Origin of the sequence: Pseudomonas putida, from assembly GCF_001941965.1 — a bacterium.
GTDB classification, from domain to species: domain Bacteria; phylum Pseudomonadota; class Gammaproteobacteria; order Pseudomonadales; family Pseudomonadaceae; genus Aquipseudomonas; species Aquipseudomonas putida_L.
Map to the genome: position 1 here is coordinate 163,168 of NZ_MKZO01000079.1, position 20,396 is coordinate 183,563.

General features: G+C 65.4%; 17 protein-coding genes and 2 tRNA genes. 11 read left to right on the top strand and 8 right to left on the bottom strand.

All coding sequences use genetic code 11. The annotated features are described in order from the left end of the window. Positions 1–36: 36 nt before the first annotated feature. Positions 37–222: a hypothetical protein gene (locus PSEMO_RS31965; protein WP_075806852.1), complete on the bottom strand. Its 186-nt coding sequence runs from the start codon at positions 220–222 to the stop codon at positions 37–39. Positions 223–411: 189 nt separating this feature from the next. Here PSEMO_RS31965 and PSEMO_RS31970 point away from each other — a divergent pair, with 189 nt between their 5' ends. Continuing rightward, positions 412–1,071: a hypothetical protein gene (locus PSEMO_RS31970; RefSeq protein ID WP_075806853.1), complete on the top strand. Its 660-nt coding sequence runs from the start codon at positions 412–414 to the stop codon at positions 1,069–1,071. A 132-nt stretch (positions 1,072–1,203) separates the two neighbouring features. Here the strand turns inward: PSEMO_RS31970 and PSEMO_RS31975 are convergent, their stop codons facing one another. Further along, a complete protein-coding gene (locus PSEMO_RS31975) occupies positions 1,204–2,487 on the bottom strand; it encodes an NAD(P)/FAD-dependent oxidoreductase (protein ID WP_075806854.1) in 1,284 nt (427 codons plus the stop codon). Between the two features lie 225 nt (positions 2,488–2,712). Between PSEMO_RS31975 and PSEMO_RS31980 the strand changes: the two genes are divergently transcribed. Beyond that, positions 2,713–2,789: transfer RNA gene (locus PSEMO_RS31980), tRNA-Val, on the top strand. 93 nt (positions 2,790–2,882) lie between these two features. Here the strand turns inward: PSEMO_RS31980 and PSEMO_RS31985 are convergent. Next, positions 2,883–3,311, bottom strand: coding sequence for a helix-turn-helix domain-containing protein (locus PSEMO_RS31985; RefSeq protein WP_075806855.1), 429 nt, complete (start codon positions 3,309–3,311; stop codon positions 2,883–2,885). Position 3,312: 1 nt separating this feature from the next. Beyond that, the gene (locus PSEMO_RS31990) at positions 3,313–3,627 is read right to left on the bottom strand and encodes a DUF4258 domain-containing protein (RefSeq protein WP_075806856.1); all 315 of its coding nucleotides are present in this window, start codon (positions 3,625–3,627) and stop codon (positions 3,313–3,315) included. A 300-nt stretch (positions 3,628–3,927) separates the two neighbouring features. Here PSEMO_RS31990 and PSEMO_RS31995 point away from each other — a divergent pair. The 5 genes from PSEMO_RS31995 (at position 3,928) to PSEMO_RS32015 (ending at position 9,085) form a co-directional block, all read left to right on the top strand. Next, positions 3,928–4,004 (top strand) — tRNA-Val (locus PSEMO_RS31995). A 322-nt stretch (positions 4,005–4,326) separates the two neighbouring features. Further along, positions 4,327–5,718 carry an amino acid permease gene (locus tag PSEMO_RS32000; protein WP_075806857.1) on the top strand — a complete coding sequence of 464 codons (1,392 nt, stop codon included), beginning with the start codon at positions 4,327–4,329 and terminating at the stop codon, positions 5,716–5,718. Positions 5,719–5,775: 57 nt separating this feature from the next. Further along, positions 5,776–7,158 carry an NAD(P)/FAD-dependent oxidoreductase gene (locus tag PSEMO_RS32005; RefSeq protein WP_075806858.1) on the top strand — a complete coding sequence of 461 codons (1,383 nt, stop codon included), beginning with the start codon at positions 5,776–5,778 and terminating at the stop codon, positions 7,156–7,158. A 12-nt stretch (positions 7,159–7,170) separates the two neighbouring features. After that, positions 7,171–7,521, top strand: a complete 351-nt coding sequence (locus tag PSEMO_RS32010; RefSeq protein WP_075806859.1) for a cupin domain-containing protein — start codon at positions 7,171–7,173, stop codon at positions 7,519–7,521. Between the two features lie 52 nt (positions 7,522–7,573). Then, positions 7,574–9,085 (top strand): CoA-acylating methylmalonate-semialdehyde dehydrogenase, encoded by a 1,512-nt coding sequence (locus tag PSEMO_RS32015; protein ID WP_075806860.1) that lies wholly within the window; start codon positions 7,574–7,576, stop codon positions 9,083–9,085. A gap of 157 nt (positions 9,086–9,242) precedes the next feature. Here PSEMO_RS32015 and PSEMO_RS32020 read toward each other — a convergent pair whose 3' ends face one another. Further along, positions 9,243–10,676, bottom strand: coding sequence for a PucR family transcriptional regulator (locus PSEMO_RS32020; RefSeq protein WP_075806861.1), 1,434 nt, complete (start codon positions 10,674–10,676; stop codon positions 9,243–9,245). Between the two features lie 133 nt (positions 10,677–10,809). Beyond that, positions 10,810–11,028 carry a hypothetical protein gene (locus PSEMO_RS32025; RefSeq protein ID WP_075806862.1) on the bottom strand — a complete coding sequence of 73 codons (219 nt, stop codon included), beginning with the start codon at positions 11,026–11,028 and terminating at the stop codon, positions 10,810–10,812. Between the two features lie 149 nt (positions 11,029–11,177). Here PSEMO_RS32025 and PSEMO_RS32030 point away from each other — a divergent pair, with 149 nt between their 5' ends. Next, positions 11,178–11,732, top strand: a complete 555-nt coding sequence (locus PSEMO_RS32030) for an NADPH-dependent FMN reductase (protein ID WP_075806863.1) — start codon at positions 11,178–11,180, stop codon at positions 11,730–11,732. Positions 11,733–11,866: 134 nt separating this feature from the next. Here the strand turns inward: PSEMO_RS32030 and PSEMO_RS32035 are convergent, their stop codons facing one another. Next, positions 11,867–12,622, bottom strand: a complete 756-nt coding sequence (locus tag PSEMO_RS32035; RefSeq protein WP_075806864.1) for a phosphonoacetaldehyde hydrolase — start codon at positions 12,620–12,622, stop codon at positions 11,867–11,869. A gap of 34 nt (positions 12,623–12,656) precedes the next feature. Next, positions 12,657–13,763, bottom strand: a complete 1,107-nt coding sequence (locus tag PSEMO_RS32040) for a 2-aminoethylphosphonate--pyruvate transaminase (protein WP_075806865.1) — start codon at positions 13,761–13,763, stop codon at positions 12,657–12,659. Between the two features lie 112 nt (positions 13,764–13,875). On the opposite strand from PSEMO_RS32040, the gene PSEMO_RS32045 reads away from it, so the two are divergent. The 3 genes from PSEMO_RS32045 (at position 13,876) to PSEMO_RS32055 (ending at position 20,332) form a co-directional block, all read left to right on the top strand. Beyond that, positions 13,876–14,739 carry a LysR substrate-binding domain-containing protein gene (locus PSEMO_RS32045; protein ID WP_075806866.1) on the top strand — a complete coding sequence of 288 codons (864 nt, stop codon included), beginning with the start codon at positions 13,876–13,878 and terminating at the stop codon, positions 14,737–14,739. A gap of 74 nt (positions 14,740–14,813) precedes the next feature. Next, entirely contained in the window at positions 14,814–15,803 is a 990-nt protein-coding gene (locus PSEMO_RS32050; protein ID WP_075806867.1) for an AraC family transcriptional regulator, read from the top strand. Positions 15,804–15,886: 83 nt separating this feature from the next. Next, entirely contained in the window at positions 15,887–20,332 is a 4,446-nt protein-coding gene (locus tag PSEMO_RS32055; protein WP_075806868.1) for an NEL-type E3 ubiquitin ligase domain-containing protein, read from the top strand. Positions 20,333–20,396 lie beyond the last annotated feature (64 nt).

Below are 20,396 nucleotides of genomic sequence, written 5' to 3' on the forward strand. Positions count from 1 at the left end.
TTGGGGGCTCCTTGTGGAGCCCCTTTTTTATTGGGGTCAGTGCGCGTTGGCGTGGCGACGCGGGGCCCGGTGATGCGTCAGGGCAGCAGGTTTGGCCGGCGCTTGCGGGGCCTGGTGGTGCAGGTGATGGCGACGGGCGATGCGCAGCACGCCCCACAGCATGGCAACGGCGATGCTCAGCCAGGCTGCGATCATCATGAAGATAGCCATGGTCAGGCTCATGGGTGCCTCCTTCTTCAATACAGGCGATACCTGTAGTTCAGACACCCCTTTAGTCTAGACGGTCAGTTATTTCAGGCTATTGACCGAAGGTCCAAGTGCTAGACCGCTTTGTTCCAAGCCCGGCGCGGGCTATACCGATGCCGTCCGTCGGCCTATGATCGGACCTTTGCCCCCTTCGAGCGAGGACTCATGCCGATCCTTTCCATCACCCCGCGCCGCCTGTTGGTGGCCTGTCTTCTCGCCGCCGGACTGGCCGGTTGTGCCAGCCAGCCGTCTGGCGATCTCAAGCAATTGCCGCAACGGGTCGAGCTCACGGCCGTGCCGTTTTACCGGGGCAATGCCGACCAGAGCGCGCCTATGGCGCTGGCGGCCTTGCTGTCGCAGCAGGGCGTGCGGGTAACGCCGGGGATGCTGGGGTTGCCCAGGCAGCCGGAGAAACTGCAGGCCGCGGTGGAAAACTCGGCGCGGCAGTACGGGATGGTGGTGTACCCGCTTGATCACAGCCTGGCGGCATTGCTGACCCAGGTGTCGGCGGGGAACCCGGTGCTGATGCGTTTCCAGGAAGGTTCGGCATTCTGGAGCGAGCCGCGTTACGGGCTGCTGGTGGGCTTTGATCGTTATAAGCAACGGGTGCTGCTGCGGGCGGGGAACAGTCGGCGGATGCTGATGGACTTCGACTCGTTCGAATCGGCCTGGGGCAAGGAAGGGAATTGGGCGGTGCTGGTGCAGAAGCCGAAGCAGTTGCCGGCCGGAGTGGATCGGCAGCGCTGGTTGAAGGCGGCCAATGATCTGGCGCAGGCGGGGCAGGAGCAGGCGGCGCGGCAGGCGGTGGAGGCGATCGGGCGCTGAGCCTTGTGTTGCTTTCGAGGGCCTCATCGCCGGCAACGCCGGCTCCCACAGGTTTAGTGGTGTACACCATACCTGTGGGAGCTGGCTTGCCAGCGATAGGGCCGGGTCAGGCTGCAGAGATGAACCTGCTGCTTAAACCCCCAGACGATCCCGCAGGCTGTAGTACCAGGCCCCGATCGCACTGAACGGCACACGGAACATCTGCCCACCCGGGAATGGGTAGTGCGGCAGTTCGGCGAAGGCGTCGAAGCGTTCGGCCTGGCCACGCAGGGCCTCGGCCAGGACCTTGCCGGCCAGGTGGGTGTAGGTCACGCCATGGCCGCTGCAGCCTTGCGAGTAGTAGATGTTGTCGCCGATCCGGCCGACCTGCGGCAGGCGCGACAGGGTCAGGAGGAAGTTGCCGGTCCAGGCGAAGTCGATCTTCACGTCCTTCAACTGCGGGAAAGCCTTGAGCATCTTCGGCCGGATGATCGCTTCGATGTTCGCCGGGTCACGGGCACCGTAGACCACGCCGCCGCCAAAGATCAGGCGCTTGTCGCTGGTCAGGCGGTAGTAGTCGAGCAGGTAGTTGCAGTCCTCGACGCAGTAGTCCTGAGGCAGCAGGGTGCGCGCCAGTTCATCGCTCAGCGGTTCGGTGGTGATCACCTGGGTACCGCACGGCATGGACTTGGCCGCCAGCTCCGGGACCAGGCCGCCGAGGTAGGCGTTGCCGGCAACGATGATGAACTTGGCCCGCACGCGACCGTTCGGGGTGTGCACCACCGGGTTGGCACCGCGCTCGATACGCACGGCCGGGGACTGTTCGTAGATCTTGCCGCCCAGGGACTCCACGGCGGCGGCTTCGCCCAGCGCCAGGTTCAGCGGGTGGATATGGCCGCCGCTCATGTCGAGCATGCCGCCGATGTAGTTGTCGCAGGCCACCACTTCACGGATGCGCTTGGCGTCCATCAGCTCCAGTTGCTTATGGCCGAAGCGTTCCCACAGGCGTTTCTGCGATTCCAGGTGACCCATCTGCTTGCTGGTCAGGGCGGCGAACACGCCACCGTCCTTCAGGTCGCACTGGATGTTGTACTTGGCCACGCGATCGCGAATGATGCGTCCACCCTCGAAGGCCATTTCGCCCAGCAACTGCGCCTGGCGCGGGCCGACGGTGCGTTCGATGACATCGATGTCGCGGCTGTAGCTGTTGACGATCTGCCCGCCGTTACGGCCCGAAGCGCCGAAGCCGACCTTGGCGGCTTCCACGACGGTGACGCTAAAACCGTTCTCCAGCAGGAACAGGGCGCTGGACAGGCCGGTATAGCCGGCGCCGATCACGCACACGTCGGTCTGGACTTCTTCCTGCAAGGCGGGGCGCTGGGGTACCGGATTGGCCGAGGCGGCGTAGTACGATTGTGGGTAGGCGATGGTGGCCATGCGCGGTGAACCTCTAATCTGTGACTTTGTAGTTGTGTGTTTTGTATTTTTTACGGATGCGTCAATCCTATCAACAATAATGAACACTCGCCAGCCGGGCTGACGAAATCCCTTGAAAGCCGGGGCCGGGCCTGGGGTTCGGGTAAAAAATTTCTATTATTCAGTGGTTTAGCCGAAAAAATCGTTGACACACTTTGCCGAAAGCGTAGAATGCCGCCTCACAGCAGGCACATAGCTCAGTTGGTTAGAGCACCACCTTGACATGGTGGGGGTCGTTGGTTCGAGTCCAATTGTGCCTACCAAACATCACCGCTCCTGTTGGCGGTCAAGCAAGAAGGGCGATCCGAGAGGGTCGCCCTTCTTGCTTTCACTTGCCCGGTTCGCAATTCCCGCGTTCAGGCGGCTCGCTCGACCCACTCCTGATCACTCCATTCGAAGACCGCAGATTCATCGGTCTTTGCGCCTGGATCGACAATCACAGGCCCGAAGCGTACCTGAACATACGCGCAGTAACAGGCGCGCATCGCCACATCCGCCGGTCCCGGAACCGCCTCCAGGCCTTTCTTCTCCCAGTTGGCCACCGTCTGTACATCGACGCGGAGCAGGGCGGCCAATTCGCTCTGGACCAGGTCCTGCTCCTTTCTCAAAAAGCGCAACTGGTGCCCGGACATCGGGGTTGTCTGGCTCAGGATATCTCCCGCGATGGCCCGGTGCAGGCCGTCGAGGTCTTCAATGGCTACGCCATCGCCATAGGGGGTCTCGACGGCCTTGTAGCCGTTCTTCAGAAAGATCCCGTTCAGGCCGCAGCCGGTGTATTCGTACATTTCAAATCTCCCATACGGTGATGGCGAAAAGCTCACCAGGTATCGCCACCGGTTTCACCGCTGCCACGACGCAGACGGTGTCCCGTGGCGCCCGTTCGCGCATGCGGAACTCGAAGCTCTGGTGCTCTGCGCTGTAGATCGGCCCGCGGATGATGACTCCGCGACGCAGGCAGGACAGCACCTCGATCGTGGAGACCTCACGTTGCTCCATTCGCTCCAGGCAATGCCCGGTGAAAACCACCCTCGCCGAGTCCCTGGCCAGCAAGTGAACAAATTTCTCGAGCTGTTGCTTTGTCCATAAAGGCTGACGGCTCATTTATTTACCTATAATTCTTATAGGTTGCGATAGGGTAACGCGCAACCTGGATTGGTCAAATGGTGGCTGATTACTGGCGAGCGCCGGGGTGGCATCGCCAGCCGCCGAGACTCAGCCGAAACGATTTCCTTGGGCAAGTGCTGTACTGGATCAAGAAGTAACGAGCGTGCCAGACGTCGTGTGTGCTCCGTTTCCATGTCGGATGCCACGCGCTTTTTGAAGTCGCTGATTCTTTTGCAGATTTTCTTTAACCCAGCTGTTGACAGCCCCAGCCAAATGCGTAGAATGCCGCCCCACAGCAGGCACATAGCTCAGTTGGTTAGAGCACCACCTTGACATGGTGGGGGTCGTTGGTTCGAGTCCAATTGTGCCTACCAAACATCACCGCTCCTGTTGGCGGTACAGCAAAAAGGGCGATCCGAAAGGATCGCCCTTTTTGTTTTGGTCTTTCAAAGCCCCTCCGCAAAGGCGCCTTTTTTTGAGCGGTAAGCTGTAAGCCGCAAGCTGCAAGTAAAAGCAGGCGCGATGCTGGCGGCTTTTTCTTATGGCTTGCGGCTTAAAGCTTGAAGCTTCCCTGCCTTCATACATTTGTACAGCCAGGCCGCCCCGTGCCCGGATTTTGTCGATGTTCAGCCTCCTTGCATCTGCCTAACCTCCCGCCCAGGCAGCGTTGATTCAATAACAACAAGGAGACAACCAATGCCTGTACAAACCGAGCATGACCCGCGTCTCAAGCGTGCACTCAAGACGCGACACATCAGCATGTTGGCCCTCGGCGGCGTGATCGGCGCCGGGCTGTTCGTCGGCTCCAGTGCGGTAATCGCCTCCACCGGCCCCGGTGCCTTCATTACCTACGCCATTACCGGCCTGATCGTTGCGCTGGTGATGCGCATGCTCGGCGAGATGGCCGCGGCGCATCCGACCCGGGGCTCCTTCGTCGACTATGCGCGCATGGCCTTCGGCCGGCCCGCCGGCTACATGACCGGCTGGCTCTACTGGTATTTCTGGGTGATCGTCGTCGGCTTCGAAGCCGTGGTCGGCGGGCAGATCATCAACGGCTGGTTCCCCGACCTGCCGGTCTGGGCCATCGCCCTCGGCCTGATGGTCGGCATGACCCTGCTGAACCTGATGTCGGTGCATTCCTTCGGCGAGGCCGAGTACTGGTTCGCCGGGATCAAGGTGGTGGCCATCGTGGTCTTCCTCGCCGTCGCCGGGGCCTGGGCCTTCAAGCTGTGGCCGGGCTCCACCGCCAGTTTCGCCAACCTCACCGACCACGGCGGCTTCCTGCCCCATGACATCGGTTCGCTGTTCACCGGCGTGGTGGTGGTGATCTTCTCCATGACCGGGGTGGAAGTGGCGACCCTGGCCGCCGCCGAGTCCGAAGACCCGTCGCGCAACATCCGCAAGGCGGTCAACACGGTGATGATGCGCATCCTGGTGTTCTTCGTCCTGGCCACCTTCTTCATCGTCGTCGCCCAGCCCTGGACCGACATCGTCCCCGGCAAGTCGCCGTTCGTCACCACCCTGGAGCGCATCGGCATCCCTGGCGCCGGCGACATGCTGACCCTGGTGATCCTGGTCGCGGTGCTCTCGGTGCTCAACGCCGGCCTCTACACCTCGTCCCGCCTGCTGTACGTCCTGGCCTCCAACGGCGAAGCGCCACGCTGGATCGCGGCTACCAGCCGCAAGGGCGTGCCGGTGCGCGGGGTGATCGCCTCGACCCTGGTCGGCTACGGCTGCGTGGTCATCGCGGCGGTCTGGCCGGACACCGTGTTCCAGTTCCTGATCAACTCCTCGGGCACCGTGTTCCTCTTCGTCTACCTGGTGATCTGCCTGTCCCAGCTCAAGCTGCGCCGCCGCTGGGTCGCCGAAGGCTCGCTGAAGTTCGCCATGTGGGCGCACCCGGTGCTGCCGCTGTTGGTCACCGGTTCGATCATCGCGGTGCTGGTGAGCATGGCCTTCGACCCTTCGACCCAGATCAGCCTGCTGCAGTGCGTGATCGCGATCATTGCCATCGCCGCCTCGTACCTGGTGTTCCGGGTCTCCGCGAGCAGTCCCGCAGCCACCGTACAACCTGCGAAAAACGCTTAACCACGCCGTATCGGACAGTGCCCCGGGTTCCGGGGCCGTCAATGGGAAGCCCACAGCATGTCAGCGAAACTTGATTTGACCCACCTGCCCAACAAACCGCTCTGGTTCGAAGCGGCGCCATCGCGCGAGCGCCTCGGCGCAGCGCTGGAAGCCGATGTCGCCATCGTCGGTGCCGGCTACACCGGGCTCTGGACCGCCTACTACCTGCTCAAGAGCGATCCGTCGCTGCGCGTGGTGCTGGTGGAAAAGCGCGAAGTCGGCTTCGGCGCCTCGGGCCGCAATGGCGGCTGGGCCTCGGCGATCTTCCCGATTTCCCTGACCCGCGTGGCCGAAATGTACTCCCATGCTGCGGCCCTGGAACTGCAAGGGGCGATGAACGATACGGTCGACGAGATCGGCCGCGTGCTGGCCCTCGAAGGCGTCGAGGCCGACTATGCCAAGCAGGGCTTCCTGTCCCTGGCCCGCAGCCAGCCACAGATGAACCGGGCACGGGCGGCGGTGGACGCTTCGGCACGCTTCGGCCTGCCGCAGCAGTGGCGCACCCTGGAGGCCGGCGAAGCCTTCACCCGGGTCGGCGCCCGTGATGTGCTCGGCGGCCTGTACACCGAGCATTGCGCGCTGATCCATCCCGGCAAGCTGGTGCGTGGCCTGGCGAAACTCGTTGAAAGCATGGGCGCGAAGATCTACGAAGGCTCCGAGGTCACCGAGCTGACCCCGGGCCTGCTGCGCACCGCCCACGGTTCGGTCAAGGCCGACATCACCGTGCGCGCCACCGAGGCGTTCACCTCGCAACAGCCGGGCCATTCGCGCTTCGTGATTCCGCTGTACTCCCTGGTCCTGGCCACCGAACCACTGCCGTTGGAGCTGCGCCAGCGCCTCAACCTCGACCAGCGCCTGGCCTTCAACGACATGCGCCACCTGCGGGTCTACGGCCAGGTCACTGCCGAGGGCCGCCTGGTCTTCGGCGGGCGGGGCGCTCCGTACAAGTGGGGTTCGGGCATGCCCGAGCAGGCCGACCTGGTGGACAGCACCCACGCCAAGATTCACGAAACCATGCTGGAATTCTTCCCGGCCCTGGCCGACACCCGCGTCACCCATCGTTGGGGCGGCGCCCTCGGGGTGTCCCGCGACTGGTGCCCGACCGTCAGCATCGACCGCAAAAACCGCATGGCCTGGGCCGGCAACTATGTGGGAGACGGCGTCGCCACCAGCAACCTGGCGGGCCGGATCCTGCGCAACCTGATCCTCGAACGCGACGAGAAGATCAACCATCTGCCCTTCGTCAACCACCGTTCCCCGTTGTGGGAGCGCGAGCCGCTGCGCTGGCTGGGTGTCAACAGCGGGCTGGCCGCAGCCTCGCTGAGCGATATCGAAGAGCGCGTAACCCATCGACCATCCCGTACCGCGATGCTGCTGGAAAAGCTCACCGGCGCGCACTAAGAGGAGAATCCCGTGACTGCTTTCACGATCATCAAAGGCACCACCCTGCAGGCCATGCCGCTCAACCCCGCCGGTCAGCGTGCCGGTGCCGACCACGGCGACCCGCAGATCGCCACCCAGCGCCTGGCCCCGGAGGCCGTGGGCAGCCTCGGCGTCTGGGAGTGCCAGCCGGGCGGCTGGCCGGTGGTCAACCGTCCTGACACCGAGTTCACCTACATCCTGTCCGGCCGCGCCAACCTGACCGACGACGCCAGCGGCGTGGTGGTCGAGGTCAGCGGTGGCGACCTGATCATCCTGCCGCCGGGCTGGACCGGGCGTTGGGACGTGCTGGAAACCGTGCGCAAGGTCTACGCGATCTACTGATTTCACCGGCAGCCGCGTGCTGCTGCCGTCACCCTTCGATGCGAGAAGAACAATGACCCAAACCATCAGCAACTGGATTTCCGGCGCCGTCGCCGACACCACCAGCGGCCAGCAACTGCCTGTGTTCAACCCGGCCACTGGCGTCGTTACTGCCCAGGTGCAACTGTCCGCCCGGAAGGACGTGGACGCCGCCGTCGCTTCGGCCAAGGCCGCGTTCCCGGCCTGGAGCAACCTGCCGCCGCTGCGCCGTTCGCGGATCCTCAACAGATTCCTCGCCCTGCTCAACGAGCACCGCGACGACCTGGCCCGGCTGATCACCGCCGAGCACGGCAAGGTCTTCACCGACGCCCAGGGTGAAGTGACCCGCGGCATCGAGATCGTCGAATTCGCCTGTGGTGCGCCGCAGTTGCTCAAGACCGACTTCACCGACCAGGTCAGCACCAATATCGACAACTGGACCCTGCGCCAGCCCCTGGGCGTGGTTACCGGCATCACCCCGTTCAACTTCCCGGTGATGGTGCCGATGTGGATGTTCCCGGTGGCCCTGGCCACCGGCAACACCTTCATCCTCAAGCCGAGCCCGATCGACCCGAGCCCGAGCCTGTTCATCGCCGAGCTGCTCAAGCAGGCCGGCCTGCCGGACGGCGTGTTCAACGTGGTGCAGGGTGACAAGGACGCAGTCAACGCGCTGATCGAGCACCCGGATGTGCAGGCGATCTCCTTCGTCGGCTCGACCCCGATCGCCAACTACATCTATGAAACCGGTGCCCGCCACGGCAAGCGCGTGCAAGCCCTGGGCGGCGCGAAGAACCATCTGGTGGTGATGCCCGATGCCGATATCGACCAGGTGGTCGATGCGCTGATCGGGGCGGCCTACGGTTCGGCCGGCGAGCGTTGCATGGCGATCAGTGTGGCGGTGTTCGTTGGCGAGGAAACCGCCGGGAAAGTCATGCCGAAGCTGATCCAGCGCACCCGGGAACTGAAAGTCCTGAACGGCACCAACCTCGACGCCGAGATGGGCCCGATCGTGACCCGCGCGGCCCACGAGCGCATCACCGGTTATATCGAGCAAGGCGTGAAGGAAGGCGCGACCCTGCTGGTGGACGGCCGTGGCTTCAACGGCGAAGTGGCCGGCGAAGGCTGTGGCGATGGCTTCTGGCTGGGCGGCACGCTGTTCGACAACGTCACCACCGACATGCGGATTTACAAGGAAGAGATCTTCGGCCCGGTACTGGCCTGCCTGCGGGTCAAGGATTTCGCCGAGGCGGTGGAGCTGATCAACGCCCACGAGTTCGGCAATGGTGTCAGCCTGTACACCCGTGACGGCCACATCGCCCGCGAGTTTGGCCGCCGCATTCAGGTGGGCATGGTCGGCATCAACGTCCCGATCCCGGTGCCGATGGCCTGGCATGGTTTCGGTGGCTGGAAGAAGAGCCTGTTCGGCGATATGCATGCCTATGGTGAAGAGGGCGTGCGTTTCTACACCAAGCAGAAGAGCATCATGCAGCGCTGGCCGCAGGGCACGGAGAAGGGCGCCGAGTTCGCCATGCCGACCAGCAAGTAACGAGCGGTTTGCTGCCTGACGGCAGGGGGCCCCGCAGTTCGCTGCGGGGCCTTTTTCATTAGGCTGTACACCACCCTGTGGGAGCTGGCTTGCCAGCGATAGCGGTAGTGAATTCACCGACGCCATCGCTGGCAAGCCAGCTCCCACAGGTTTCGCGTTAGCCAATGAGCTCGGTGTTGCGTCCGGCCTGGATGGCGATCCAGAAGCGGGCGATCCCTTGGGTCGTGGTGGGTTTGATTCCCGTCAGTTGCTCCACCAGCTTCAGCCGATAAACCAAGGTCTGCCGGTGAATCCCCAGGTCCAGCGCCGTGGCCTTCCAGTTGCCATCGTTGTCCAGGAAGGTGATCAAGGTCCCCAGCAACGCCGCGCCCTGCGTCCGGTCATGCTCGATCAGCGGCCCGAGATAACGCCCCACCAGCGCCCGCGCTTCGGCCAGGGACTTGGGCGCCATGATCAACCCGGTTTCCGCCTCGCCATAACGCAATACACCTGCATCCATTTCCCTTGCCTGGGTCAGGCTCAGCCGGGCCTGGCGCACGCTTTCGCGAAAGCCGGTGGCGGCGGCAATGACACCGCTGACCCCGATGATGCTGCCGCTGCCAAGATGACGGCGCAGGGTGTCGAACAGCTCGCCATCATTCGGACAGATCGCCAGCAGCATGCGTTTGTCTTCCAGCAACAACGGACAGGCCTGGTGCAGGGCTGGGGCGTGATGCAGTTCTGCCGCCGTCCACGGGGCGTTCTCTCCCGGCTGGATGGCCAGGGTCACCAGGCTGCCGCCCAGTCCGCGCCGTTCCAGGATCGGCCGCGCCAGGCTGAACTCCGTCTCGTTCTCCAGCAGGCTGCGCAATAGCGCCGCGCCTTCCTCGCGCTGCTGGTCGCGGTGGATCATCAGGCGTTCCAGCTCGACTCCGAGCAGGCCCACCAGCGAGCGCACCAGGATCGAATCATCGGCAGTGCGCTGGGTCTTGCGCGCCATCAGCAGATCGGCCCGGGCGCGGCCGGGAATGGGGATGCGTTCGATATGCCGGGCCGCCCCGGTGCTGCTGGTGGCGACGAGGGTGTCGCCGCCGACCGCATCCTCGATGCCCAGGTCCAGCCCCAGCGCCTCGCCGAGGATCGCCAGGCGCCCGGCCATTTCCGGCGCCTTGCGCAGGGCCTCGGCATAGGTCTGGAACAGCCGCTCGCTGGCATTGAAGCGCTCGCGCTGGGCCTGCAGCACGCTTTCGATCACATGGTGCGAAAGCTTGACGAACTCCAGCTCGAAGCTGGCGTGCAGGACCGGGAACAGCAGGCGGTCGGCCGCGGCCAGCAAGGCCTGGCTCAGGGCCGGTGCGTCGGGGCGGGGTGCCATCACCAAGGCACTGGGATTGCTCTGCACCAGTTGTTCCAGCCAGGCCACCTGGTCTTCTTCGCCAGCGGGCAGGCCGAGGCCGGTGGTCATCACCAGGTCGCCGGGGGACACCCAGCGCCACGGGTCGGGCAGGTCGACGGTATGCGCCCAGGTGATCAGCCTGCCGGTACCGCCCAGGCCGGCGACGGCCTCCAGCTTGAGCAGTTCGATATCGATCAGGTCTTGTACCGTGAGCATGGTCTGTCATCCGCTGGCTCGAAAAGCCCGGGCATGATCTCAGATGCTTCGGCGGATGGCGCGCTGTGGCGTGGGATTTTTTACTGCGGGGAAAAACAGGAACGGCCCGTGAAGGGCCGTTCGCAAAGGGAAATCACGGAACCCGGATCAGCTCGACGCCACTCTGAACCAGTTCGAAACGATCTTCGCCGATATGGTTGACCCGATCGCCAATGGCCAGGCGATAGGTGGTAATCGGCATCGAGGCGGCGCTTCCATCGGCCTGCAGGGTGGCTTCCTGAAACTCATGCACGGGGTAGATGCGTCCTTCGGCGTCCCTGGCATGAAATTGCCCGACCAGTACTGCTGTCATTTCGGTTATGACCTCTGAAAAAATGATCTGCGTGGTTCATAGACCGTCTCGCCGGGTAGGAAGTTTTGTAGGACCAGGAAAAAAACCTTTCGGCCATCGCCCATCATCTATAACTGTCTATTCCCTATTTCACGCAGGTGGTGGTGGTCATGAGCCAGGTTTATACGGTCGCGGTGCTGGTCGGCAGTCTGCGCAAGGCGTCCTTGAATCGCAAGGTGGCCCAGGCGCTTGCCGAGCTGGCGCCGTCGAGTCTCAAGCTGAAGATCGTCGAGATCGGCGAACTGCCGTTGTACAACGAAGATATCGATGTGGATCCACCGGCGGCGTACAAGACCTTCCGCGAGCAGATCAAGGGCACCCAGGGTCTGCTGTTCGTCACCCCGGAGTACAACCGCTCGGTGCCGGGCGCGTTGAAGAACGCCATCGACGTGGGTTCGCGGCCTTATGGGCAAAGTGTGTTCAGCGGCAAGCCGGGGGCGGTGGTCAGTGTGTCGCCGGGCGCGGTAGGTGGCTTTGGTGCCAACCATCATCTGCGCCAGTCCCTGGTGTTCCTCGATGTGCCGTGCATGCAGCAGCCGGAGGCCTATGTGGGCGGGGCGGGGAGCCTGTTCGACGAGCAGGGGAAACTGTCGGAGAAGGCGCGGCCGTTCCTGCAGGGGTTTATCGATAGCTATGCCAAGTGGGTGGCCAGGCACCAAGGCTGACCTGAAAACAACACAAAACCCTGTGGGAGCTGGCTTGCCAGCGATGAGGCCGGCACTGACATCGATGTTGTCAGGTCCGGCCCTATCGCTGACAAGCCAGCTCCCACAGGGGCCAATTTGTGCCAGGGATTGTCTTATACGGACTGTGGCATCTCACCCGCCGCCAGGCGCCGGTTGATATCCGCCACCACCTCCGGCAGCTCGTTGATCGTATCGATCAGGTAATGCGGCCGCGAGCCTTCGAACATGCCGTGAATCCGCTTGCGCTCACGCTCCAGCGTCCCGGCATCCAGCGCCTTGTAACCTTCATGGGTCAGCCCCAGGGCATTCCCCGAACACACCAGCGCCACCGTCCACATCCCGGCGCGACGGCCTTCGAGAATCCCCGGCACGGTGTCGTCCACCTTCACGCAGGCCGCCACGTCGTCGATACCCAGGGCGATCACGTTGGCCAGCGCCTGGGCCGGCCACGGGCGCCCATTCGGGGTTTCGTCGGTGGCCACCACATGGTCGGCGACGTAGCCGTTCTTCTCGGCCAGTTCCACCACCTTGTCCATCACCACCTTCGGATAGCCCGAGCACGAGCCGATCTTCTCGATCTGCAGCGGCATGAAGCGGTTGTAGATGGCGGTGACATCGTCATCGCTCGGTGCCCGGCCAAACACCTTGCGGTAGCGCTCGGCGATCTGCGGTTGGTCGCACAGGGTGCGGATATGATCCCACTTGCCCATGCCCATCGGCCCGCGGGCTTCGTCGATCGAGACCTGCACGTCGAACTCGGCGAACGCCTCGACGAAGATCTGCGTCGGGGCGAAGGAGCCGAAGTCGACGACGGTGCCGGCCCAGTCGAGAATCGCGGCTTGCAGCTGTTTCGGGTTGCTGTAATTCATTGCAATGTGTCCTGTGCGAATTCGATGAAGGGCTTCAGATTTCAGTGACATTCATTTCGTGCAGTACCTGGGCGACCGCCTCCACAGCGGCACGCATGCCGCCTTTGCCGACACAACCGATACAGCCGACGCGGAAGGTTTCCACCTGGGTCAGCTTGCCCGGGTAGAGGATGTAGCCCTTGGCCTTGACCCGTTCGTAGAAGTCCTTGAACTGGTAGCGGCTGTCCCGCGGGGCGTGGAAGGTGACGATGATCGGTGCCTGGATTTCTGCCGGCAGGAAGCTCTTGAAGCCCAGTCCGGCCATGGCCTCCAGCAGGGCCTTGCAGTTGTCGGCGTAGCGCTGGTGCCGGGTGGGCAGGCCGCCTTCCTCGTTGTACTGCCGCAGGGCTTCGTGCAGGGCGGCGACCACATGGGTCGGCGGGGTGAAGCGCCACTGCCCGGTCCTGGCCATGTACTGGTGCTGGTCATGCAGGTCCATGGCCAGGGAGTGGCTGTTGCCGGCGGCGCCAGCCAGGGCGGCATTCTCGGCGAAGACGAAACCCATCCCCGGCACGCCTTCCAGGCACTTGCCGGAGGCGGCGATCAGCGCGGTGAAGGGGACTTGCGCGGCATCGATCGGCAGGGCGCCGAAGGAGCTCATGGCATCGATGATCAGGCGCTTGCCATGGCGGGCCACGACCTGGGCGATCTCCGCCAGCGGGTTGAGGATGCCGGTGCTGGTTTCGCAGTGGATCAGGGCGACGTGGGTCACGCTCGGGTCGGCGGCCAGCAGTTGGTCGACGTCGGCGGCGGTGGTCGGCTGGTCCTCGGCGGTATGGAAGGTGCTGAACTCGCGGCCCAGGACCTGGCAGATCTTCGCCAGGCGCTGGCCGTAGGCGCCATTGACCAGCACCAGGACCTTGCCGTCGCGGGGCACCAGGGTGCCGATCGCCGCTTCCACGGCGAAGGTGCCGCTGCCTTGCAGGGGCACGCACTGGTGAGTCGCGCTGCCGTTGACGATACCCAGCAATTGCTCGCACAGGCTGGCGGTCAGCTGGTTGAAGTCGCGGTCCCAGGAGCCCCAGTCGGTGAGCATCGCCCGGCGGGTGCGCTCGGAGGTGGTCAGGGGGCCCGGGGTCAGCAGGAGCGGGGCGTTGCTCATTGGGTATTCCTCGCAGCGGATGGCAGCAATCTGATGGGCGCTAGGTTGCAATTCCTCGATTCATCAATCAAATTGCTTGTTGTTATGCCAGCTATAAGTCAGGCCGATAGAAATGAACCTGTTCCAGCTCCGCGCTTTCGATGCCGTTGCCCGTGAAGGCAGCTTCACCCGCGCCGCCGCGCGCCTGTTCATCAGCCAGCCGGCAGTGACCGGGCACGTCAAGGCACTGGAGGAGCACTACCAGATCACCCTGCTGCGGCGCACCGCCCGTCGGGTCGAGCTGACCGAGGAGGGCACCCGCCTGGCGGCCATCACCCGGGCGCTGTTCGGCCTGGCCGAGGAGGCCCAGGCCATGCTTGAAGCCAACCGGCAGTTGCTCACGGGCCGCCTGGAAGTGGCGGCGGACGGGCCGCACCGGGTCATGCCGATGCTGGCGCAGTTGCGCGAGCGCTACCCGGGGATCACCGTCAACCTGCGCCTGGGCAATGCCCAGGAAACCCTGGCCGCGTTGCTCTCCGAGCATGCCGACGTGGCCGTGCTGACCGAGGTCGAGCCGCGCAAGGGCCTGTACCTGCAAGGTCTTGAGCCCTCGCGGATCTGCGCCTTGCTCCCGGCCGGGCATGCCTGGGCAGGCAGCGCGGAAGAACTGCCGCTGGCCGGGCTGGACCGGCAGATCATGGTCCTGCGCGAGCCCAGCTCCATCACTCGCCGCACCTTCGACCAGGTCTGTGCCGATGCCGGGGTGCAGCCGCGGGTGGTGCTGGAACTGGACAGCCGCGAGGCGGTGACCGAGGCCGTGGCGGCGGAGTTGGGCATCGGCATCGTCTCCTCGGCGGAGCTGGGCCACGACCCGCGGGTGGTGGCGCGACCGATCGCCGGCGGCGGGCTGGTCAACCAGCATATGCTCGGCTGCCTCGAGCGGCGCCGCGAACTGCGTCTGATCCAGGCGTTTCTCGGCCTGGCGCCGCAACCCTGAATCTGGCTTAAGATGCGCGCACCCGGCACTACCAAGGCGAACCCCTGTTGAATACGGCGAAAGACACCATCTCCATGCAACTGGTGCGCGAGGCGCTCCTGCAAAGCTGCCCGCCGGGCGCGGCGACCGCCGAGGTGCTCAAGCGCGTGGGTATCGATGCGTCCCGGCTCGAACTGCCGCAAGCACGGGTTCCGGCCAGCGCCTATGCGCGGCTCTGGCGCCTGCTGGCGCGGCGTTGCAATGATGAATTCTTCTGCATGGACCCGCGCGGCCTGCGCAGCGGCAGCCTGGCGTATCTGTGCCGCTCGTCCATGGCCCAGCCGACGGTCGGCGCGGCCCTGGCCTCGGGGCTGGAGTTCCTCACCCTGATGTTCGAGCACCTGCACCCGGTGCTGGTGCGCCAGCAGAGCCTGGCCGAGATCGTCATCGGCGAGCCCCGGCAGGAGGCGCGGCGGCCCTTCACCTACTTCACCTTCTGGATGATCGTGCATGGCGTCGCCTGCTGGCTGGCGGGGCGGCGGATTCCGATCCTGGCCATCGAGCTGCGCTGCGCCGAGCCGGATTTTTGCGATGACTACCGGGTGATGTTCTCGCAGAACCTGCAATTCTCGCGGCCGCGCACGCGGATGATCTTCGCCGCCGATTGCCTCGACCTGCCGGTCAGGCGCAGCGCCGAGGAATTGCAGCGGTTCCTGGCCCAGGCGCCGGGCAATATCCTGGTCAAGTACCGTGATCCCGAGAGCCTCGCGTGGCGGATCAAGGATGACCTGCGCCAGCGGCCTGCCGGGCAATGGCCGGAAACCGAGGCCCTGGCCCAGAGCCTGTGCATCTCCGCCTCGACCCTGCGCCGCCGCCTGGCGGACGAGGGGCAGAGCTACCAGGCGCTCAAGGACAGCCTGCGCAAGGAGCTGGCGATCGGCTGGCTGGCACAGCCGGAGCTGAGCTTTGCCGAGATCGCCGAGCGCCTGGGGTTTGCCGATGTGAGTTCGTTCCACAAGGCATTTCGCAAATGGTCGGGGAGCAACCCGGGGCACTACCGGACGCTGGTGCTGGCCAGTTCCTGAGGCGTCCTTGCGGCAGCCTTTCCGACTGTCAGGCAGCGATCCCTCATCCCTAGGCTTCCGGCTCCCATCCCGAGGAGCCACCCATGACCGATCCTATCCCGCTTACCGACGCCCGTGCGCTTGACCGTTTCATAGCCGGCAACACCCCCGCCTGGCTGCGCAGCGCCTCCAGCGAGCAGCTTGAGCAACTGCACCAGAGCCTGTCCAGCCACCACCGCCACCAGGCCCGGGTCGGCGAGCTGCTGGCGCGCATCCAGGCGCCGGAAGACTTTGCCATGCCGCGCTTGCTCGATGTACTGCGCGAACTCGGCTGCACGCCGCAACCCGCCCAGGCGCTGTGGCGCGATATCCGCCTGCGCGTGGAAATGCCGGTGTTCCGCATTACCGATGTCGATCTGCCAAGCTTCCATCACTACCCTGTGGACAGCGACCTGCTGGGCCGGCTGCTGCGCAACTTCAACGAGGACGAGGCCCGGGACGGCGCCCATTACCCGGGCTCCGGCATCGTCGAGGGCGGCCGCCTGCTGGCTTGCGCGCCGGCCGAGGTGGCGGCGCGTTGCCGCACGCTGGACCTGGGCGGCCAGTACCAAAGGCACCTGCGCGAGGTGCTGACCCCGGACGACCTTGACCGCCGCCAGGAGGTCATCGAATGTCTGCGCGACGACAAGCGTGCGGCACTCGCCGCCCATGCCCGCTGCGCCTGCCTCAAGGGCGAGATCGACGGGGACGCCGAACGCCTGCTGCTGGACCTGGCCGACGGTCGTGCGGTATCCCGTGATGTCAGCCCTGGTCATCTGCAACTGCTGGGTTTCGACGTGCAGGGTGCGTTGCTGCTGGAAATGGCCGCGACCCATCCGCGCCTGCCAGGCCAGGTGCTGCTCTACCTGCCCAACGACCCCAACCGTACGTTGCACCAGTGCGAATCCCTGGCGCTGCTTGACGATGAACTGGCGTCCCAGCTGCGCCATCCCCCCTACGCCGAGTTCTTCACCCGGCAACTGCAACCGGACGACCGCCTGAGCTTCCTTGGCAAGCTGCAGTCCTGCCTGCAAGCCCCTTCGCCGGCGCTGCAGGCGCAAGGCGTGGCGATCGGCTCAAGGCCGTTCGAATGGCAGGCGCAGCGGCAGATCGCCCGGATCAAGTCCGATGCGGCGCAGTTGCTGGTGCCCACCGCAGCGGTCGACCAGGCCCTGTTTCGCCAGCGGATCGAGGCCCTGAAGTCCGCCGGCCTCGCCGTGGGTGGCCTGCTTGCCTCGTTCATCCCCGGCGTCGGGGAATTCATGCTGGTCGGGTTGGTCAAGGATGTCCTGAGCGAAGTCTATGAGGGCGTGGTCGACTGGAGCCACGGCCAATGCCAGGAAGCCCTTGATCATCTGCTCGGCGTGGTCGGCAACCTGGCGATCACCGCGTTGATCGGTGCCGGTGTCGGTGTGGTCGTGCGCGAGTTGCAGCGCAGCAGCTTCGTCGATGGCCTGCTGCCGGTGCTGCATGGCGATGGCCGGCAGCGGCTGTGGTCGGCGGAGCGCGCCCGTCACCAGGTGCCGCTGGCGCTGACGCGGCCGGCGGATGCCGATGGCCTGGTGCGGGTCCAGGGCCGGCATTGGTGGCGTCGTGGTGAACAGGTGTTCGAAGTGCAGCAGGCGGCGCCGCAGGCCCGCTGGCGCATCGTCCATCCGTCGCGCCCGGGCGCCTGGACGCCAGAGCTCACCGGCAACGGCGACGGCGCCTGGTGGCATGCCGGCGAGGATCCGCTGCAATGGCAGGGCAGCGCCGCGTTGCTCCGGCGTTTCGGGCCGCGCACCGACGGCTTGACGGCGGCGGCCTGCGAACAGGTGGCGGCGATCTGCGGCCACGACGAGGCGAGCTTGCGTGGCCTGTTGGTGGAGCGTCGGCCCATGCCGGTGGAACTGGTCCAGGTGGTCGCGGATTTCAGCCTGGATGCGCGCATCGCCGACTTCTTCGAACAACTGGCCGAGGGCGCAGCGCTCGAACGCCTGGATCCCGAACTCTGTGCCGCCCTGCGTGCGCTGCGCCCGGGGAGCGCTGAAGAGCGGGTGACCTGGAATGCCGAGGCGCGGACCTTGCAGCCGCTGTTGTTCGAACACCTGGCGCAGCGCTTGGCCCCGGTGCTCGACGCCGACGGGCTGCGTGTCCAGCGACTGTTCCCCGGCCTGCCCGAACGTTTCGTCGAGGCCCTGCTGGACGAGGCCGGGATGCTGGACGGCGAGCGGCGCCTGCCCCTGGAACTCCAGGAAAAGGCCCGCCGGACACTGCATGAGGTGCGTGTCCTGCAGGCCGTGGAAGGTCTCTACCTCGACAGCCGCTGTACCAGCGATACCGTGCGCATGGCGTTTTCGCTGTTTCGCAGTCTCTCGCAATGGCCCCGCGGCCTGAGTTTCGAACTGCGCGAAAACACCGTCGACGGGCCGGTGCTGGAGCGCATACTGCCGCTGGCCGAAGCCCGCGAAGTACGGGTGCTGGTGGGTGCCCACGGGCATTTCCGCGCGTATGAAACCAATGGCACGGCCCTGGGCGAGGCGGGCGGCAGCCTGTTCCAGGCCCTGGTGGACGGACTCGACGCGCGGCAGCGGGCGGCACTGGGCTGCAACGATGCGACCGCCATGCTGATCCTCCTGCGCCAGCAGGCCGACATCGATCGCCAGCGTCTGCCCGGCCTGCTCGGCATCAGCCGGGCGCCCGCGTACTTCCGTTCGCCCCAACGGCTGGCCGACGGACGCCGCGGCTACCCCCTCAGTGGTCGCGGGCGACCTGGCAGCAGCACGCTGACCAGCATGGTGCGCACGCTCTATCCGGGTTTCAGTGAGCTGGAAGCGAGTATCTGGCTGGACGAAATCCAGCAGCTGCATGGCGATCCCATGGGCGTCCTGTTGCGTGGCCAGGAAAGCCTGCGCAGTCTCGACCAGGCGTTGTCCCGTTGGGTGCAGGACACCCCGTTGCTGGGCCGCGGTGCACGGCGCCGCGTGGCTGACGAAATCCGCCGTTGCTGGTGCCGGCAGACTGCCGCAGTGCTGGATGTGGAGGGGCGCGTCATGGGCTACCGCCTGCGCCTGTCGCGCTCCCTCGCTGGCGACTTGCCGGAGCTGCCGGAAGCCGTGGACTTTTCCCATGTGCTGGAGCTGAACCTGTCCGCAGCCAACCAGGGCAACCGGGTCAATGGCTTCCTGCAACGCTTTACCCGCCTGCGCTGCCTCGATCTCGGCACGAACGCCTGCGACGAGATTCCGCCGGCCCTGGCCAGCATGCCCGGGCTGCAGGAGCTGTACCTGGATGGCAACCAGATCCGCTTCACCGATAGCGCTCAGGCCACCCTGTCGGCGCTGCCGCGCCTGGAAGTGCTGACCCTGGACCGTAACCCGCTCGGCCGGGTGCCGGACATTCGTCCGCTGTTGCGTTTGCGCCGCCTGAGCCTGCGCGGTACGGGCATCGCGGCCTTGCCCGAGGGCCTGGTCAGCCGGTCGTTCCTCGAACTGGCCGATCTGCGTGGCAATGAGCTGGAAGCGCTGCCGGAGACGTTCTTCGCCGCCCCCGCGCGGATTCGCAGCGCCACCGTGCTGTTTGGCAACCCCTTGCGGCGGGAGGTGCGCGAGCGTTTGTGGACGGCGGGCGAGCAAGACGGCATGCGTGCCGACCAGGACGAGAGCGATGGCCTGCGCGAGCAATGGCTGGCCGGCATGCATGACGACCTGCTGCGCGAGCGCGACGAGCAATGGCAAAGCCTGCGCGATGAACCGGGTTCGGCGGCGTTCTTCAGCCTGGTGGGCAACCTCCTGGAGACCGCCGAGTACCGCCTGGCGCCGGAGCATCTGCGCGAGCGGGTCTGGCAGATGATCGGCGCGGCGGTGGAGAACACCGCGTTGCGCCAGTCGCTGTTCGAACTGGCCAGTGCGCCGACCACCTGTGTGGACAGCGTGTCAGCCAGCTTCAGCGTGCTCGATGTGCGTCTGCAGGTCAGCCAGGCGGCCGCCCGCGCGCCCGAGGGCGAGCAGGACAAGGCGCTGCTGGCGTTCGCCCGCCGGCTGTTCCGCCTCGACCGGGTGGAAAAGCATGCCTTGCAGGTGATCAGCCGGCGGCGCCTGACGGGCGAGCTGGTGGACGAGGTTGAAGTCAGCCTGGCCTTCCGGGTGCGCCTGGCCGAGGCCTTGCAGTTGCCCGGACAGCCTCGGCATATGCAGTTCGGTGATATTGCCGGGGTCTCCGAAGCCGACCTGGAGGCGGCCCGGGCAGCGGTCGAATCCGCCGAAGCCGGGCCGGAACTGGCCGACTTCATCGCCCGCCAGGACTTCTGGATCGAGCATTTGCGCGAGCGTCACGCCGCGGATTTCCGGCGTATCGAAGCGCGTTTCTGGGAGCGCCTCGAACGTCTGTGCGAGGCCCAGACGCAGGTGCCGGTGCCGGAGGGCGACTACCTCGAGCGCATGAACCAGCTCGGCACGGAGCGTGAGCAGGCCCTCCACGAGCAAGCCCGGATCTTCACCGGGCAGGCCCTGGAGGCCGGCGAACAGCGCTGATCCGCAGGCCGCCGGCGCACCGGCAATGGCCAAACCGGTCAGCCAGATTGACAGCTTTGACCAT